The following is a 15,961-nucleotide window of genomic DNA, read 5'->3' on the forward strand; positions in this document are numbered from 1 at the left end:
GCCTAATCGATTTAATATAGCCGTAATGGCGCGCTGCAGCATAGGCTTGCAGCAATGCGGTGTAAATTTCCGCTTTGCCAGCGGGCACGGTCAGCCCTAATATTCATGGGAAGAAAGCGATATCGACACTGAATTTAGCTCGATCATTCAAAGCGATTTGGGTGAAATGGCACGAAGTGTTGACGTCGGCAGTGGAGCAGGAACGTGAACCTCAAGCAGCTATCCAGGATGCTGGATCTGTCGCAGACAACGGTGAGCCGCGCGCTCAACGGCTATCCCGAAGTTGCGGAGGAAACGCGCAGGCGGGTCGTCGACGCCGCCAAGCGGCACGGCTATCGCCCCAACCCGAGCGCAAGGCGCCTCGCGACAGGCAAGGCGGGCATGATCGGCTATGTCATGCCAACGGGAGCCAGCGTGGAGATCGATCCGCATTTCGTCGAGTTTCTTTCGGGCCTCGGCGACTATGCACGTACGCATGAGCTCGACCTCGCGCTGTCACCTTCGACCATGCAGGACGAGGAAACCACCTATCGTCGCATCGTCGCCAACCGTCAGGTCGACGCGGTCTATATTTCCTCGCCGCGCCCGAAGGACAGTCGCATCAGGTTGCTCAACGAGCTGGGCATTCCGTTCATTGTGCATGGCCGATCGGAGGGGCTCGACTTCGACTATCCCTTTCTGGACATCGACAACGAGGCCGCATTTTACGAGGCCGCGCGCCTGCTGGTGCAACTTGGGCATCGCCGTATCGCCCTTATCAACGGCAATCCAGACCAGACTTTCGCCATTCATCGCGAGCGCGGCGCGCGGCGGGCCATGACGGCCAGCGGGGTCGAATTGCCCCCCTCACGCGTCCGGGCACTGCCGATGACGGAAGAAAACGGCTATGCCGCGGCGCGTGAAGTGCTTGCCTCACAGGAGCGCCCGACGGCGATCATGTGCTCGAGCATGCTGATGACGCTGGGCATCATCAGGGCGTTGCGCGATGCAGGTCTCAGCGTGCCGGGCGACGTTTCGCTGATCGCGCATGACGACGTGTTTCCCTTTCTGCGCCCGGAAAACTTCCCTGTGCCGCTGGCAACCACCCGGTCGTCGATCCGGTCCGCAGGTCAACGCATCGCCGAGCGCCTGGCAGCGCGAATAGGCGGCCTTGAGGAAGGTGCGCGCGGCGAGGTGTGGCCGGTCGATCTCGTCGTGCGCGGCTCGGTCGCGCAGGCCCGGACCTAGCGCCGGCGACGTTTGCGCCCGTAGAGCTCGAGCCTGTGGTGGACGATCTCGTAGCCCAGCTCGCGCGCGATTTCCTGCTGCAGCTCCTCAATGCGGTCTGACTGGAACTCGATCACGTCGCCGGTCTCGATGTCGATCAGGTGGTCGTGATGATCGCCCACGGCAGGTTCGAAGCGCGATGGTCCGCCCTCGAAGGCGTGGCGGTGGATGGCGCCGATGCCCTCCAGCAGCTTCATCGTCCGATAGACGGTCGACAGCGATATGCTGTTATCGATCGCGACCGCGCGCCGAAATATCTCCATTGCGTCGGGATGATCGCCCGCATCGGAAAGAATGCCGAGTATGACCCGGCGAGGCCGGGTGATGCGCACGCCGGCCTCTCGCAATGCCGCCTCGTAATCAGGCTTCGGAATCACGGTCTGGTTCATTGGGCGAATATGCTTCTTTTGGGCAATCGTTGCAAAGAATGATCGCTGTGGTGCGAGTTCCGTGGCAAGGCGCAGGTCGCCATTCCTGCATGACGTCCTGGTTGGAGCCCGATGACAGAGCTTCTATTTGCAAACGATTTGCAATTGCATTGACGTAGATGCGAAAGCGCGCTATGTGCTGATAGTCCACTTACCATCCTGCCGATTCCGGAGCTTTCATGTTCGCCAGATCCGTTCTAGCCGCCCTTGCCCTGTGCCTCGCCATGCTGCCTGCCGCAGCGCAGGAGGAAAGGTTGAAGGTCGTCACCACGTTCACCGTCATCGCCGATATTGCCAGCAACGTTGCCGGCGAGGCTGCCGACGTCGAATCGATCACCCGGCCGAACGCCGAAATTCACGAATACCAGCCGACGCCGGGCGACATGCTGCGCGCCCAGGACGCCGACCTGATCCTATGGAACGGCCTCAACCTCGAGCTCTGGTTCGAGCGCTTTTTCCAGAACCTGCGCGACGTACCCGGCGTGGTGGTCAGCGAAGGCGTCGAGCCGATAGGCATCACGGAAGGCCCATATAGCGGGAAGCCGAACCCGCATGCGTGGATGTCGCCGAGCGACGTTCTGACCTATGTCGAGAAAATTCGCGCCGCCTTCGCAGAGCACGATCCCGCCAATGCCGAAATCTATGCGGCCAATGCCGCTGCCTATTCGGCCGAGATCGAAGCCATGGTGCAGCCGATCCGCGAACGGCTTTCCACCATTCCCGAAAAGCGTCGCTGGCTGGTCACCAGTGAAGGCGCATTTTCCTATCTTGCGCGCGACTTCGGCCTGAAGGAACTTTACCTCTGGCCCATCAATGCGGATGCGCAGGGCACGCCGCAGCAGATCCGCAAGGTGATCGACCAGATGCGAGAGAACGAAATTCCGGCGATCTTCAGCGAAAGCACGGTCTCGCCGAACCCGGCCCAGCAGGTGGCGCGCGAAACGGGCGCCAGCTATGGCGGGGTTCTCTACGTCGACTCCCTGAGCGATGCCGATGGACCGGTCCCCACCTATCTCGATCTTCTGCGCGTCACCACGGAAACGATAGCCGAAGGCCTTTCTCAATGAATGTCGCGGCGGAAAAGTCGCTGTCCATGCAGGCCGGTGCGTCGAGCGCCGGCCTCGACGTGCGGAATGTGACGGTCACCTACCGCAACGGCCATGCGGCGCTGGTCGATGCCGGCTTCTCGATCCCGCGTGGCACGATCACGGCGCTTGTAGGCGTCAACGGCAGCGGCAAGTCGACGCTGTTCAAGGCGATCATGGGTTTTGTGCCGCTGGCCGCTGGTTCCGTCTCGATCATGGGCGAGCCGGCCGGCCGTGCCCTGCGCCGCAACGTTGTCGCCTATGTTCCGCAGGCCGAGGAGGTCGACTGGAATTTCCCGATCCTTGTCGAGGACGTTGTGATGATGGGCCGCTACGGCCACATGAACTTTCTGCGCATCGCTTCGGCGAACGACCGGCGTATGGTCGACGAGGCGCTGGAGCGCGTCGGCATGTCCGGGTTCCGCAAGCGCCAGATCGGCGAGCTTTCGGGCGGCCAGAAGAAGCGCGTCTTCCTGGCGCGCGCGCTGGCGCAGGAAGGGCAGGTGATCCTTCTCGACGAGCCGTTCACCGGCGTCGACGTCACCACCGAGGAGGCGATCATCGCCCTGTTGCGCTCGCTGCGCGACGAGGGTCGCGTGATGCTGGTCTCGACACACAATCTCGGCACGGTCCCCGAATTCTGCGACCGTGCGGTGCTGCTCAACCGCACCGTTCTGGCCGCCGGCCCGACGAACGAAGTCTTCACCCGGCCCAATCTGGAGGCAGCTTTCGGCGGCGTCCTGCGCCATTTCGTCCTCGGCGGTCCGGTGCTGCACGACGACGAGGACGGGCGCGAATTGACGGTGTTGACCGACGACGAGCGGCCCTTCGTGCTTTACGGCGACAAGGCGCAGTCGAGCAGCGGCCCTGCCAACGCGGAGGACAATGCCGCCGCACGCGGGGATGACCCCCAATGAGCGAACTGCTCTTCCAGCCGTTTTCATACGGCTACATGGTCAACGCCATGTGGGTGTCGGCGCTGGTCGGCGCCGTATGCGCCTTTCTGTCGGCCTATCTGATGCTGAAGGGCTGGTCGCTGATCGGCGATGCGCTCTCGCATGCCATCGTTCCCGGCGTGGCCGGCGCCTACATGCTGGGCCTGCCGTTTGCCGTGGGCGCATTCTTTTCCGGTGGGCTTGCCGCCGGTGCCATGCTGTTCCTGACCACCCAGACGCGGCTGCGCGAGGATGCAGTAATCGGGCTTATCTTCACCTCCTTCTTCGGCATCGGCCTCTTCATGGTGTCGCTGTCGCCGGCTTCGGTGAACATCCAGACCATCGTGCTCGGCAACATCCTTGCGGTGACGCCGGCCGACACGCTGCAGCTCGTCATCATCGCCGGCGTCTCGCTGGCGATTCTCATCGCCAAATGGAAGGACCTGATGGTCACCTTCTTCGACGAGAACCATGCAAGGTCGATCGGCCTGCGGCCCGGGCTGCTGCGTGTGTTGTTCTTCACGCTGCTTTCGGCCTGTACGGTCGCTGCGCTGCAGACGGTGGGTGCATTCCTCGTCATCGCCATGGTCGTTACGCCGGGCGCGACGGCTTACCTGCTGACCGACCGCTTTCCGCGGCTGATCGCCATCAGCGTGGCGATCGGTTCGCTGACGAGCTTCGTCGGGGCCTATGCGAGTTACTTCATCGATGGCGCTACCGGCGGCATCATCGTTGTACTGCAGACGCTGATTTTCCTCGCCGCATTCTTTCTGGCACCGAAGCATGGGCTGCTTGCGGCCCGCAGGCAGGCACGGGCCGCGATCGAGGCTGTGCGATGATCGACACGCTGCTTCTGCCTTTCCAGTTCCCGTTCATGCAGCAGGCCTTCGTGATTGCGATCCTGGTGGCCGCGCCGATGGGGCTGCTGTCATCCTTCCTGATCCTGAAGGGCTGGTCGCTGATGGGTGACGCCATCAGCCATGCGGTGCTACCGGGAGTCGTGCTGGCCTATGTTGCCGGTTTGCCGCTTGCAATCGGTGCCTTCGGCGCGGGTATGTTCTGTGCGCTTGCAGTCGGCTTCCTGAAGGAGAACAGCCGCGTCAAGGAGGACACCGTCATGGGCGTGGTGTTTTCCGGCATGTTCGGCCTCGGCATCGTCATGTTTTCGATGATCGAGAGCGAACTGCACCTGCTGCATGTGCTGTTCGGCAACATCCTGGGTGTGACCTGGGGCGATGTTGCCGAAACAGGCGTCATAGCCCTGATAGCGCTCGGCTTCGTCGGCCTGCTGCGCCGCGACCTGCTTCTGCATGCGTTCGACGCCCAGCACGCCCGCGCCATCGGCCTCCCGGTGCGGTTCTACCACTACGGGCTTCTGGCCGTCCTGTCGTTGACCATTGTCGGCGCCCTCAAGGCAGTCGGCATCATCCTTGCGATCGCCATGCTGATCGCGCCGGGCGCGATTGCGTTTCTCGTGACCCGTCGCTTCGAGGCCATGCTGGCGGTTGCCGTTTCGGTGGCGGTCGGCTGCGCCTTCCTTGGCGTCTACCTGTCGTTCTTCATCGACAGCGCGCCCGCGCCCACCATCGTGGTCTTGATGACACTGGTCTTCGTCGCAGCCTTCGCCTTGTCGCAGATGCGTGCAGCTCCCGCCAGTCCGCGATCAGCGCACGATGAAGCCGGCGCCTAGCGGATCGTCATCCTCGACGACGAATTCCGCGCGTCCGCTGTAGAAGGCACGGCCGGACACGCGCACGGTCACGGCATCCATGTTCCCGGCCTTGGTCGACCGGGCGACGGTTCCCTCAAAGCGCGAGCCGACGATGCTTTCGAAGGTGCGCGTCTCGCCCACCGCCGCTTCTCCCTTGGCGTGCATCGCGGCAAGTCGCGCTGTGACGCCGGACCCCGTCGGCGACCGGTCGACCTGGCTGTCGGCGAAGACGCAGACATTTTTCGTCGGGTGCCCGCCCGATCCATCGCCGCCATCCGTCAGGATCGAGCCGTAGAGGAAGGCGAGGTCGGCGTGGTCCGGATGGGAAAGGGGCACGGCGGCCTTCGCGCTTTCGGTGAGCGCCGCAGCGGCGTCGGTGAAGTCACGAACGGAATCGCGGCCGAATTCGAGCCCGAACTGCCGGCAGTCGGCCAAGGCGTAGAACGCGCCGCCATAGGCTATGTCGAACCGGATGGTGCCATAACCGGATACTTCGACCCGGCAGTCCGATGCGAAGAGGAAGGACGGTACGCTTTCGAACGAGACAGCGCCGGCGCGGCCGTTGTCGACTTCCACCTCCGCCCTCACCAGTCCGCAGGGGCATTCGATATTGACCACGGTCACGGGCTCGGTCTTCGCGACCACCCCCTCGTCGATCGCATAGCGGCCCAGCGCCAGGATGGCGTGGCCGCACATTGTCGAATAGCCCTCATTGTGCATGAACAGCACCGCGAGGTCGGCGTCCGGCAGGTCTGGTTCGACAAGCAGCGCCCCATACATATCGAAGTGCCCGCGGGGCTCGAACATCAACAGGCGGCGCAGATGGTCGAGATTGTCGCGCACGAAGGCACGCTTTTCCAGGATCGTGCCTTTCGGCAGCAGCGGGTAGCCGGCAGTGACGATCCGCAGCGGCTCGCCGCCGGTATGCATGTCGACAACGCGCAAGCTGCCCGGCATCAGCGACCTTCCGAGAACATGGCCTGAAGCTTGGCGAACGACATTGCCTGACGTGCATATTCGAAGGTGCCGTCTTCCAGCATCTCTTTCGCCGCGGCTTCCACGGCGCCAAAGGCTACCGTTGTAAGCTTGGAGCCGACCGAGACGCGCCGCGCGCCTGCGTCGGACAGGCTGGCGACCGAAAAACCCTGCACGGCCAGCACGTTGACCGGCTTGCCGACGCTTGTGCAGACGGTTTTCACGTCGGCGATGTCCGAGAGGCCGGGCGCGTAGAGCACATCGGCGCCGACCTTCTCGAATGCCTGCAGCCGGCGGATCGTGTCATCGAGATCGGGGCGTCCCCAGAGAAAATTCTCCGCCCGCGCGGTGAAGACGAAATCGTGCCCGAGCGCGCGGGCCGCTTCGACGGCCGCCGCGACGCGTTCCACAGCATGCGAGAATTCGAAGATCGGCCTGTCCGGGTCGCCGGTGGAATCCTCGATCGAGCATCCGGCGAGCCCCGTGGACGCGGCGCGCCTGATCGTCTCCGCGGCATCTTCAGGACTGTCGCCCTTGCCCTTTTCGAGGTCGGCCGAGACTGGCACGTCGACGGCATCCACCAGTTCGCGACAATGTGCGAGCATGGCCTCGAATTCGACGCCGCCATCGGGCAGGCCGCGCGAGAACGCGTAGCCCGCGCTCGTGGTGGCGAGCGCCTTGAAGCCCATATCGGCCAGCAGCTTGGCTGTGCCTATATCCCATGGGTTTGGGATGACGAAGGCGGCCGGGCCGTCGTGCAGCCGCCTGAATTCTTCTGCCTTGCTCATGAGATCCTCCGCTGGCTTTGTCGCGAGCGGACACGTTAGGTCGCCGGAAGCTGATCCGCAAAGGCTCGCAATTGGGCCAGCCGCACCCTCCTGACATGATCGTTTTTTGAAAGCGGCGCGGCAGCCCGTAAGGGCGCCAGCGCCGCCTTGCCCGGCCGCGAGACTGATCCGCTACTCAGCGGCCGAACCTCGTCATTCTGCCGCCGTGCGCTGTCCGGGATCGTTTTCTACGGCTTCCACGATAGCCGCCGTAAACGCTTCCAGATCGTCAGGCTTGCGGGCGGTTATCACATTGCCATCGCGCACTGTCTGGGAATCTTCCCAGCGAGCGCCGGCATTTTCCATATCGGTCCGGATCGAGTGGTAGGACGTGGCTCTAAGCCCCTTCACCAGACCGGCTTCAATCAGCAGCCACGGTGCATGGCAGATCGCCGCAACAGGCTTTCCGGTCGCATGAAAATCGCGAATGAAGCCTACCGCCGCCTTGTCGGTGCGCAGCACGTCGGGGTTGATCTGTCCGCCGGGCAGCACCAGTTTCAACCCGAGCGTTGCTTAGGGTACGGTCGACCTTGACGGCCGAACCCCAGTCTTTCTTTTCCCAGCCGGTAATCTCTCCGTTTTCGATAGAAACGACATCGACCGTCGCGCCGGCGTTCCGCAGTTTTTCCAGCGGCACCTCAAGTTCCGACTGCTCGAAACCGTTGGTTGCAAGGATCATGATGCGTGATTCAGGGATAGTTGGCATTCTCGCCTCCAGTTATCCCCCAGCTCCGCTTGAAGAACGCGCGACGCTATCAATCGTTCAAGATTTTTTGGCTGCTTACGCGTTGCCGAAACGGTCAGGCGAGACCGAGCAGGCGCGGCAGTTCGCGCATGTCGTCGAATGGTAAGCCGCCGGCTGCAGCAAGCGCCTCGCGATCCGACATCGGGTCGGCATGATAGGAGAAGACACGCATGCCCGCCGCGACACCAGCCTGGGTGCCGGGCACGCTGTCTTCGATCACGACGCAGCTTGAAGGCTCGAAGCCCATCTCACGTGCCGCATGGAGAAAGAGATCGGGGAACGGCTTGCCGCGCTCCACCATGGTCGAGCTGAAAAGCGCGTGCCCGAAATGGGGAAGCAGACCCGTGGAGCCGAGCGTCAGATGCATCTTCTCGATCCTGGCAGAGGAGGCCACGCACCAGGGAATGTCGCTTGCGCGCAGGGTATCGACCACGCGCTCGATATGGGGAATGGCGTCGACGCCGGCGCCGAATATCTCCTCGAGCGAGCCATACCAGCGTTCGGTGAGGTCGAAGCCCAGCCGATAGTCGCCGGCCTCGATCTCTTCCTGCACGCTCTTCATGCTGCGGCCCGAATAGACGCGCCGGCAATATTCGTAGGTCACGTCATGCCCCGCAGCGCAGAACCAGTCGGCGAGCACCCGGTTGGCCCGCTCCTCCGTGTTCACCAGGACGCCGTCGCAATCGAAGATGACGAGGCCCGGCGGCGTTTGCGTAGCTGCGCTCATTTCGTACCCGTCGAGCCGAAACCGCCCGCGCCCCTTGCTGTCTCGCCGGCCAGATCGCGCTCCTCGATCGCCGCATGGCTGACAGGCGCGAGGACAAGCTGCGCTATGCGCATGCCGCGCTCGATCGCGAAGTCCTCGTCACCGAGATTGACGAGCAGCACCTGAACTTCGCCGCGATAGTCGCTGTCGATGGTTCCCGGCGTGTTAAGGCAGGTGATGCCATGCTTGAACGCGAGGCCGGAGCGAGGCCGCACCTGTCCTTCGTAGCCGGCAGGAATCTCGAATATCAGCCCTGTCGGCACCAGCGCCCGCCGGCCCGGCAGCAATATCATCGGACGGTCTTCCGGCACCGCGGCGCGCAAATCCATGCCGGCCGCGCCGTCGCTTTCATAGGCTGGCAGCGCCAGCCCCTGCGAATGCGGCATGCGGACGATGCCGAGGACTGGTGCGGAGCGGGTGTCGGGAGCGGGCTTCATGACGCGCATGCTATGGCGGGGCATGCCGCTCTGGTCAATCGACGCAGCACCCTTTCCAGCGCTTTTCGGCGCTACCGCACCTCGACAGGCACGATCGTGGTGTCCTTAATCTCCTCCATGACGAATGATGCGGAGACATCATCCAAAGGCACCTTGGCGATCAGTCGCTGATAGAGCCGGTCGTAGGCCTTGACGTCGGCGACCCGGGCCCGCAACACGTAATCGAGATCGCCCGACATGCGATAGACGCCGGTGATCTCGGGGAAAGAAGTGACCGCGTCGCGAAATCGCTTCAGCCAGTCCGGGTCGTGATGCGAGGTGCGCAGGATCACGAAGACGGATAGTCCCAGCCCAAGCTTGTCCGCATCGACCAGCGCCACGCGCCCGGTGATGACGCCTTTCTCCTCCAATATCTTGACGCGCCGCCAGCAGGCGTTTCGAGACAGGTTCAGCCGCTCCGAGAGCTGGTCGACGGTCAGCGTCGCATCGCGTTGCAGTTCGGCGAGCAGGCGCCGGTCAATCGTATCGATTTCATGCTTCATTTCGGGACAATGTCCCATTTCTAGAGGCAGAACAAGGACAGATTGGGATTTCCGGCTAACGATGAAGGCTATCATGGGCCGGCTTGAACTACAGGGGACGAGTCCATGGCCACGCGCATCGCCCGCATCTTCACCGCCCATCCCGAAACGGTCGGCGAGACCTATTTCGGCCACATGGCTTTTGCCGCCTGGTTCGCCTCGCGGCTGTTCATGGCCGCCGGCGCGGCCGTCGTTCACGCTTTCTTGCCGTTTCTGTTCGAGACTACCGCGTCGAGGATCGTGCGCGAACTCTACGAGCGTACACATAACAGGGGAAGCAAGAGCAATGTGCCGGTGGGCGGCCTATCTCGGTGATCCCGTCTTCCTGGAAGACGTCGTAGCGGCACCTTGCCATTCGCTGATCGCCCAAAGCCATCAGGCATTGGAAGCCAAGACGGCCACTAATGGCGATGGCTTCGGCCTAGCCTGGTATGGCGAGCGGCCGGAGCCCGGCCGCTATCGCGACGTCCTCCCAGCTTGGTCCGACTGCAATTTGAGAAGCTTGTGCCGGCAGATACGGTCCGGCCTGTTCCTCGCGCATGTGCGCGCCTCGACCGGCGGCGCCACCAGCCGCGACAATTGCCATCCCTTCGTTTCAGGCCGCTGGTCGTTCATGCATAACGGCCAGATCGGCGGTTTCGAGCGTATCCGCCGCCGGCTGGAAGAAAGCCTGCCCGACGCGCTCTACGCGGAACTGCATGGCACGACCGATTCGGAACTCTTTTTCCTGCTGATGCTGGCCGAAGGCCTTGAAACCGATCCGCACGGCGCTGCCACACGCGCCGTCGCGCTTGTCGTGGCCGCTGCCGGTCAGGCGGCGATGGAACCTGCCCTGAAGCTGACGGCCGCCTTCGCCGATGGCGAAACGCTCTATGCGATACGCTATGCGACGACCGGCACCGCGCCGACCCTCTATGCGGGAGAACTGCGCGGCGGATCGGGGCGCTGCCTCGTCTCCGAGCCGTTCGATCGCGACGGACCGCAATGGTCGCCGGTGCCTGAAGGCAGCTTTGTGACGATGACGCGCGCAGGCATGAGCGTTCGCCCCTTCGCGCCGGCTGTGGCCTCGCTCGCTCTAGCCGGCTGACGGTTCGCCTTAGCGATCCTCGGAGACGTCGAGGATCTGCTCAAGAGTGGCGCGCAGGGCTTCCAGTCGTTGTTGCCCCAGGCGCTTGCCCCAGTCGTCCTCCACGCTTTGTCCGGTAGCCATCGCCAGCGGACGAATCTGCTTCCCGCGCTCGGTCAGCATTACGAGGCGCGCCCGCCTGTCGGTGGGGTGCGGCCGTCGCTCGACATAACCGAGCGCCTCGAGCTCTTCCACGGCTTGAGCCATCGTCTGCTTGCGCACACCTGCCTTCAGCGTGAGGTCCGATACCTGGATGCCTTCAGGCGGCACGAAGGTGAAGACATTAGCGTGGTGCGGGCGGATGTCTCCGAAACCCTGCTCCGCCAGTGCGCCGTCGACGGCGGACGAAAATTGTTGATTGGCGAGACGCAAAAGCACGCCGATGGATCGCGGCGCAGAGGATGAGCTATCGGGCATATTGACAGGCGCCTGTCTAAACGGATATAGACAGGCACCTTACCAAATTCAACCGAAGGAATAAACCCATGCCTGTCCTGCCTGTCCTTGGCTCAACGATTTTCTACAGGGATGCGGGAGCCGGTGTGCCGCTGGTGTTCCTGCATGGCAATCCGACCTCCTCTCATGTCTGGCGTAACGTCATCGCCAATATCGATGCGCCGGTGCGCACTATTGCCCCCGATCTGATAGGGATGGGGCAGTCCGGTAAGCCCGAAATCGCATACCGTTTCGCCGACCATGCTGCCTACCTCGATGCCTGGTTCGACACGATGGATTTGGACAGGGTGGTTCTGGTCGGGCACGACTGGGGTGGCGCGCTCGCCATGGACTGGGCCGCCAGCAACCCGTCCCGCGTCGCCGGCATCGTTCTGATGGAAACGATCCTGCGACCTATGACCTGGGCCGATTTTCCAGGCGCGCATCGTACCCGATACGAGACGCTGCGCGGTGAGGGCACGGGCGAGGCCAAGGTGCTCGACGAGAACTTCTTCATTGAGCAGGCACTGAAATTGACCGTCCGCAGCGGGCTATCGCCAGAGGATCATGACGTCTACCGAAAGCCTTACGCGACGCGCGAGAGCAGGCGTCCGCTGCTCGCCTGGCCGCGCGAGATGCCGATCGAGGGCGAACCCGCCGACACGATAGAGCGGATCGTCGCCTACGATGCCTGGCTGGCGGATTCTTCCGACACGCCAAAACTGCTGCTGACCTTCGAAGGCGAGGAAGGAACGCTGATGATCGGACCCGGGATGACCGATTGGGCCCGACAGAACATGGCGTCGCTGGAGATCGAGCGGTGCGGACCGGCCGGTCATGTGTGCCCGGAGGATCAGCCGGCAGCGATCGGCAAGGCCATTGCCTCCTGGGTGGGTCGTCACGGCCTCCGCTGAACGACCTTGAAGCCTGAGGTGGCCCGGAGGGGGCGCCTTGGGAACCTCTTTCCTGCGGTGACTGACAGGGGGTTGACTCTATAGGTTGCGAAATGTATTGAACCACAAAGTTAAATAACCAGATGGTTCAATAGATGCCAAACGATCCACTGAGCCTCACGCTTTCAGCCCTCGCCGATCCGACGCGCAGGGCCATCCTCGCCAGGCTGTCGCGTGGCGAGGCAACGGTCTCGCAACTGGCGGAACCATTCCAGATGAGCATGCCGGCCGTGTCCAAGCATCTGCGGGTTCTGGAGCGGGCGGGGTTGGTCGAGCAGGGACGCGAAGCGCAGTTCCGGCCGCGCCGGCTGCGACCCGATCCGCTTCGCGACCTCGCCGGATGGCTGGAAGACTACCGGCGCTATTGGGAAGAAAACCTCGACCAGCTCGACGACTACCTCAAGGAAATCCAGAAGGGAGACCGCTGATGAATGCCTCGACACAAGCCCAAGCCCGGCCCGAACTGACGATCAAGCGGGTCCTCGATGCGCCCCGCGAGCTGATCTACGCCTGCTGGACGCAGGAAGAGCACATGAAGAACTGGTTCTTCCCGAAAGGCTTCACCGTTCCGCATTCACAAGCCGATGTCAGGCCTGGCGGCAGCTACCGCTCCTGCCTTCGTGCGCCGGACGGCACCGACCACTGGGTCGGCGGCGTCTACCGCGAACTCACGCCCCCGGAGAAGATCGTCTTCACGCACGCCTGGCAGGATGAGGCCGGCAACAGCGAACACGAGACGGTGGTGACGATCACCCTCGAGCCGGTCGAAGACGGCAAGACCCGGCTGACGTTCCATCAGGCGTTCTTCCTCAGCGATGCATCGCGCGATGGCCATGCGGAGGGCTGGAACGAATCGCTGGACGGCCTCGAAACCTATCTCGAAAGCGGCAGGGCGGCGTGATGAAGCTCTATCTCACCCCCGGCGCCTGCAGCCTTGCCGATCACATCGCGCTGGCCGAGGCTCGCATCACCGTCGAGCCGGTAAAGGTCGACCTGCGCACACGCACGACCGAGCATGGTGACGATTTCACTGCGGTCAATCCCAAGGGCTATGTGCCGGCCCTCGAGTTCGATGACGGCTCCGTGCTGACGGAGAACGTCGCCATTATCGGCTGGGTGTCGGACCAGGCTCCAGCGCTCACCCCTCCCGGTCCGCTCGGACGGGCGCGCAATATCGAGATGCTCGCCTTTCTCGCCACCGAGGTCCATCGGCCGTTCATGCGCTCGATGTTCTCGCCCGCCGAGACTGAAAAGCAGGCTGCGCGGGAGGCGATCGTTGCCCGTCTCACCTATCTGGCCGGGCGGATTGAGGGCGACTACCTGTTCGGCGACGTCTTCAGCGGCGCGGACGCGCTGTTCTACGTTATGGTGCGCTGGGCGCGCGATTTCGGTTACGAAGTCGATAGTCGGCTCCTGGATTTCGCTGCCAGGGTGGAGGCGCGCCCTGCCGTACAGGCGGCGCTCCGGGCGGAGGGGCTCCCCGCCTGACGGATCGAAACGCCTCGCTGCGCGTTGCGCTCCGGACCAACCGGAGAAGGCAATGGCGAAGCGCGGCGTGAAAGTCGAACTCAAGGAACTCGAAAGCGCGGTCGAAGAAGTCGTCGGCCGCATGGGCGTGATCGAACGCTTCGGCAAGGCCGCAGACCACATCGAGGGCCTTGCCGAGATCGATACCGACCGCTTCGGCATAGCGGTCGTCACCGACGGTGGCGCTACGGTGACAGGCGGAGAAGCCGACGAGCCTTTCGCAATCCAGAGCATCTCCAAGGTTTTCGGGCTCACGCTTGCGTTGCAGGCTTTCGGCGACGACGTCTGGAAACGGGTCGGCCGGGAACCGTCCGGTGATCCGTTCAATTCCATTGTCGATCTGGAGCGCCAGAAGGGCATTCCGCGCAACCCGTTCATCAATCCCGGCGCGATCGTCGTGTCTGACATGCTGCTCGACATTTCGGCAAAGAGCGATACGCACAAGACGGTGCGCGAATTCCTTGCCGACCAGATCGGCGAGGATGTAGGCATCGACCGCAAGGTGTTCGACAAGGAATCCTCATCCGGATTCAACAACCGCGCCATGGCCAATCTGTGCAAGTCGTTCGGCAACCTCAACCACGAGGTCGAGGCGGTGATGAAGCCTTATGTAAGCCAGTGCGCGATCGCCCTTTCCGCGCGACAGCTCGCGCTCGCTGGCCGCTACCTGATGGATGGCGGCGACAAACCGACCGACCAGCAGCGAATGCTGGCACGCCGCGTCAATTCGCTGATGCTGACATGCGGGCAGTATGACGGATCGGGCGAGTTCGCCTTCCGAGTTGGCCTGCCGGCGAAAAGTGGCGTCGGCGGCGGCATTCTGGCTATCGCCCCCGGTGTTGCATCCATCGGCGTGTGGTCGCCGGGACTGGACGACAACGGGAATTCGCTTCTCGGCACGCTCGCGCTGGAGCAGTTGGCCGAGCGCATGGGCTGGTCTGTGTTCGGCTGACATCTGCGTATCGTGCAAGGTGCTGTGGATTTCGTCACCTCCTGACAGCATCCGTCAGGGAGTAGCGTCTATGGTCGCGGCATCTGACGAAACACACGGGTGCTTACGTGAACGATCAACCGGCTGCCGCCGCGCTGAAGGAAATATTCGACCGCGCGCGCATGCGCCGGTTCGCCGAGGATACGAAGACCATCTGGCCGGATTTCGATGCGGATCGGTTCGAGACGCTCGCCACCACCGGGCTCGACGATCTCGGCATCATGCAGCGCATGCGGCTGGCGGCGGACGCTTTCGAGGCAACACTGCCGTCCGACTATGAGCGGGCATTGGAAATTCTCTCGGCACTCGCGCCGCGTATCAGGCATGGCTTTGCATCGATCACACTGTGTGAATTCGTCATCGTGCGGGGCCTTGAGGATTTCGACCGCTCGATGGACGCGTTGAAGCTGTTCACACGGTATGGCTCGGCGGAATTCGCCATCCGGCATTTCCTGCAACACGACCTTCACCGCACGTTGTCGGTAATGCGGGAATGGTCGCTCGACGGGAACGAACACGTCCGCAGGCTAGCCAGCGAGGGGGCGCGGCCGCGCCTGCCATGGTCGTTCCAGCTCAGGCCGATCGTCGCGGACCCGTCGCTCACATGGCCGATCCTGGAGGCGTTGAAGAGCGATCCAAGCCTCTACGTTCGCAAATCCGTCGCCAACCACCTCAACGACATCAGCAAGGACCATCCTGCCTGGCTTGTCGATAAATTGGCGGGCTGGCCGCAAGAGGATGAACGTACGCGGTGGATCGTCAGGCAGGCCCTGCGCACCCTGATCAAGAAGGGCGACCGCGCTGCGCTGGCACTCGTTGGGGCGGCCGAAAAGGTCGACGCGCGCGTGGAAGGTTTTGCGGTGACGCCGCCGCGCCTCAAGCTCGGCGACCGCCTCGCCATATCCGCAACCGTCGTTTCGCAAGCGCACGAGACGCAGCAGGTCGTTGCAGACTATGCCGTTCATTATGTGAAGAAGAACGGTGCGGCCTCCCGCAAGGTCTTCAAGCTCAAGACCTTCGCGCTCGAGCCGGGTGCGACGCAGCCGCTGTCCATCTCCCAGACAATCCGCGACTTCACTACCCGCACCCACAATGCAGGTTTTCACAAGGTCGAGCTGATGCTGAACGGCGAAACTGTAGCCGAAGGCGGGTTCGATCTGACGCTTTAAAAGA

20 protein-coding genes and 1 pseudogene are annotated in these 15,961 nt (G+C 63.1%); 13 read left to right on the top strand and 8 right to left on the bottom strand.

The window, feature by feature from the left end:
• Positions 1 to 204 precede the first annotated feature (204 nt).
• Positions 205 to 1,227, top strand: a complete 1,023-nt coding sequence (locus tag ACVJNE_RS07605) for a LacI family DNA-binding transcriptional regulator (protein WP_499564380.1) — start codon at positions 205 to 207, stop codon at positions 1,225 to 1,227.
• Here the strand turns inward: ACVJNE_RS07605 and ACVJNE_RS07610 are convergent.
• On the bottom strand, positions 1,224 to 1,655 hold the full coding sequence (locus ACVJNE_RS07610; RefSeq protein ID WP_421928038.1) for a Fur family transcriptional regulator: 432 nt from the start codon (positions 1,653 to 1,655) through the stop codon (positions 1,224 to 1,226). The genes ACVJNE_RS07605 and ACVJNE_RS07610 overlap by 4 nt on opposite strands.
• 218 nt (positions 1,656 to 1,873) lie before the next feature.
• Here ACVJNE_RS07610 and ACVJNE_RS07615 point away from each other — a divergent pair, with 218 nt between their 5' ends.
• Genes ACVJNE_RS07615 through ACVJNE_RS07630 form a run of 4 tightly spaced genes read left to right on the top strand, consistent with a single transcriptional unit; the run spans position 1,874 to position 5,404 of the window.
• Positions 1,874 to 2,761, top strand: coding sequence for a metal ABC transporter substrate-binding protein (locus tag ACVJNE_RS07615; RefSeq protein ID WP_499564382.1), 888 nt, complete (start codon positions 1,874 to 1,876; stop codon positions 2,759 to 2,761).
• A gap of 26 nt (positions 2,762 to 2,787) precedes the next feature.
• A complete protein-coding gene (locus tag ACVJNE_RS07620) occupies positions 2,788 to 3,696 on the top strand; it encodes a manganese/iron ABC transporter ATP-binding protein (protein ID WP_499564909.1) in 909 nt (302 codons plus the stop codon).
• Complete coding sequence (locus ACVJNE_RS07625; protein ID WP_499564384.1) at positions 3,693 to 4,553, top strand: metal ABC transporter permease; 861 nt, start codon at positions 3,693 to 3,695, stop codon at positions 4,551 to 4,553. The genes ACVJNE_RS07620 and ACVJNE_RS07625 overlap by 4 nt, the downstream gene beginning before the upstream one ends.
• Positions 4,550 to 5,404 (top strand): metal ABC transporter permease, encoded by an 855-nt coding sequence (locus ACVJNE_RS07630; protein WP_499564386.1) that lies wholly within the window; start codon positions 4,550 to 4,552, stop codon positions 5,402 to 5,404. The genes ACVJNE_RS07625 and ACVJNE_RS07630 overlap by 4 nt, the downstream gene beginning before the upstream one ends.
• On the opposite strand, the gene ACVJNE_RS07635 is transcribed toward ACVJNE_RS07630, so the two are convergent.
• The 6 genes and pseudogenes from ACVJNE_RS07635 to ACVJNE_RS07660 form a co-directional block, all read right to left on the bottom strand.
• A complete protein-coding gene (locus tag ACVJNE_RS07635; protein WP_499564388.1) occupies positions 5,378 to 6,382 on the bottom strand; it encodes a proline racemase family protein in 1,005 nt (334 codons plus the stop codon). The two genes, ACVJNE_RS07630 and ACVJNE_RS07635, sit on opposite strands and share 27 nt — an antisense overlap.
• Positions 6,382 to 7,188, bottom strand: coding sequence for an isocitrate lyase/PEP mutase family protein (locus ACVJNE_RS07640; RefSeq protein WP_499564390.1), 807 nt, complete (start codon positions 7,186 to 7,188; stop codon positions 6,382 to 6,384). The genes ACVJNE_RS07635 and ACVJNE_RS07640 overlap by 1 nt, the downstream gene beginning before the upstream one ends.
• Before the next feature lie 192 nt (positions 7,189 to 7,380).
• Positions 7,381 to 7,933 (bottom strand): annotated as a pseudogene (locus tag ACVJNE_RS07645) (type 1 glutamine amidotransferase domain-containing protein).
• A gap of 94 nt (positions 7,934 to 8,027) precedes the next feature.
• Positions 8,028 to 8,699, bottom strand: coding sequence for an HAD family hydrolase (locus tag ACVJNE_RS07650; protein ID WP_499564392.1), 672 nt, complete (start codon positions 8,697 to 8,699; stop codon positions 8,028 to 8,030).
• A complete protein-coding gene (dut, locus tag ACVJNE_RS07655; RefSeq protein ID WP_499564911.1) occupies positions 8,696 to 9,175 on the bottom strand; it encodes a dUTP diphosphatase in 480 nt (159 codons plus the stop codon). Before dut ends, ACVJNE_RS07650 begins: the two co-directional genes overlap by 4 nt.
• Before the next feature lie 71 nt (positions 9,176 to 9,246).
• The gene (locus tag ACVJNE_RS07660; RefSeq protein ID WP_368801495.1) at positions 9,247 to 9,717 is read right to left on the bottom strand and encodes an Lrp/AsnC family transcriptional regulator; all 471 of its coding nucleotides are present in this window, start codon (positions 9,715 to 9,717) and stop codon (positions 9,247 to 9,249) included.
• Between the two features lie 105 nt (positions 9,718 to 9,822).
• Here ACVJNE_RS07660 and ACVJNE_RS07665 point away from each other — a divergent pair, with 105 nt between their 5' ends.
• Complete coding sequence (locus ACVJNE_RS07665) at positions 9,823 to 10,071, top strand: DUF6356 family protein (protein WP_499564394.1); 249 nt, start codon at positions 9,823 to 9,825, stop codon at positions 10,069 to 10,071.
• Complete coding sequence (locus ACVJNE_RS07670; RefSeq protein ID WP_499564396.1) at positions 10,043 to 10,843, top strand: class II glutamine amidotransferase; 801 nt, start codon at positions 10,043 to 10,045, stop codon at positions 10,841 to 10,843. Before ACVJNE_RS07665 ends, ACVJNE_RS07670 begins: the two co-directional genes overlap by 29 nt.
• A gap of 9 nt (positions 10,844 to 10,852) precedes the next feature.
• On the opposite strand, the gene ACVJNE_RS07675 is transcribed toward ACVJNE_RS07670, so the two are convergent.
• Positions 10,853 to 11,299, bottom strand: a complete 447-nt coding sequence (locus tag ACVJNE_RS07675) for a MarR family winged helix-turn-helix transcriptional regulator (protein ID WP_499564398.1) — start codon at positions 11,297 to 11,299, stop codon at positions 10,853 to 10,855.
• 68 nt (positions 11,300 to 11,367) lie between these two features.
• Here ACVJNE_RS07675 and ACVJNE_RS07680 point away from each other — a divergent pair, with 68 nt between their 5' ends.
• The 6 genes from ACVJNE_RS07680 to ACVJNE_RS07705 all read left to right on the top strand — a co-directional run bounded on the left by ACVJNE_RS07680 (position 11,368) and on the right by ACVJNE_RS07705 (position 15,957).
• Positions 11,368 to 12,231, top strand: a complete 864-nt coding sequence (locus ACVJNE_RS07680) for a haloalkane dehalogenase (RefSeq protein ID WP_499564400.1) — start codon at positions 11,368 to 11,370, stop codon at positions 12,229 to 12,231.
• A gap of 134 nt (positions 12,232 to 12,365) precedes the next feature.
• Entirely contained in the window at positions 12,366 to 12,698 is a 333-nt protein-coding gene (locus ACVJNE_RS07685) for an ArsR/SmtB family transcription factor (protein WP_173188414.1), read from the top strand.
• Entirely contained in the window at positions 12,698 to 13,171 is a 474-nt protein-coding gene (locus ACVJNE_RS07690; protein WP_499564402.1) for an SRPBCC family protein, read from the top strand. Before ACVJNE_RS07685 ends, ACVJNE_RS07690 begins: the two co-directional genes overlap by 1 nt.
• The gene (locus ACVJNE_RS07695) at positions 13,171 to 13,758 is read left to right on the top strand and encodes a glutathione S-transferase N-terminal domain-containing protein (RefSeq protein ID WP_499564404.1); all 588 of its coding nucleotides are present in this window, start codon (positions 13,171 to 13,173) and stop codon (positions 13,756 to 13,758) included. The genes ACVJNE_RS07690 and ACVJNE_RS07695 overlap by 1 nt, the downstream gene beginning before the upstream one ends.
• A gap of 52 nt (positions 13,759 to 13,810) precedes the next feature.
• The gene (locus ACVJNE_RS07700; RefSeq protein ID WP_499564406.1) at positions 13,811 to 14,749 is read left to right on the top strand and encodes a glutaminase; all 939 of its coding nucleotides are present in this window, start codon (positions 13,811 to 13,813) and stop codon (positions 14,747 to 14,749) included.
• A 161-nt stretch (positions 14,750 to 14,910) separates the two neighbouring features.
• Entirely contained in the window at positions 14,911 to 15,957 is a 1,047-nt protein-coding gene (locus ACVJNE_RS07705) for a DNA alkylation repair protein (protein WP_499564913.1), read from the top strand.
• The last annotated feature ends 4 nt before the right edge of the window (positions 15,958 to 15,961 follow it).

The sequence above is a fragment of the Mesorhizobium sp. DxT genome, from assembly GCF_058448885.1.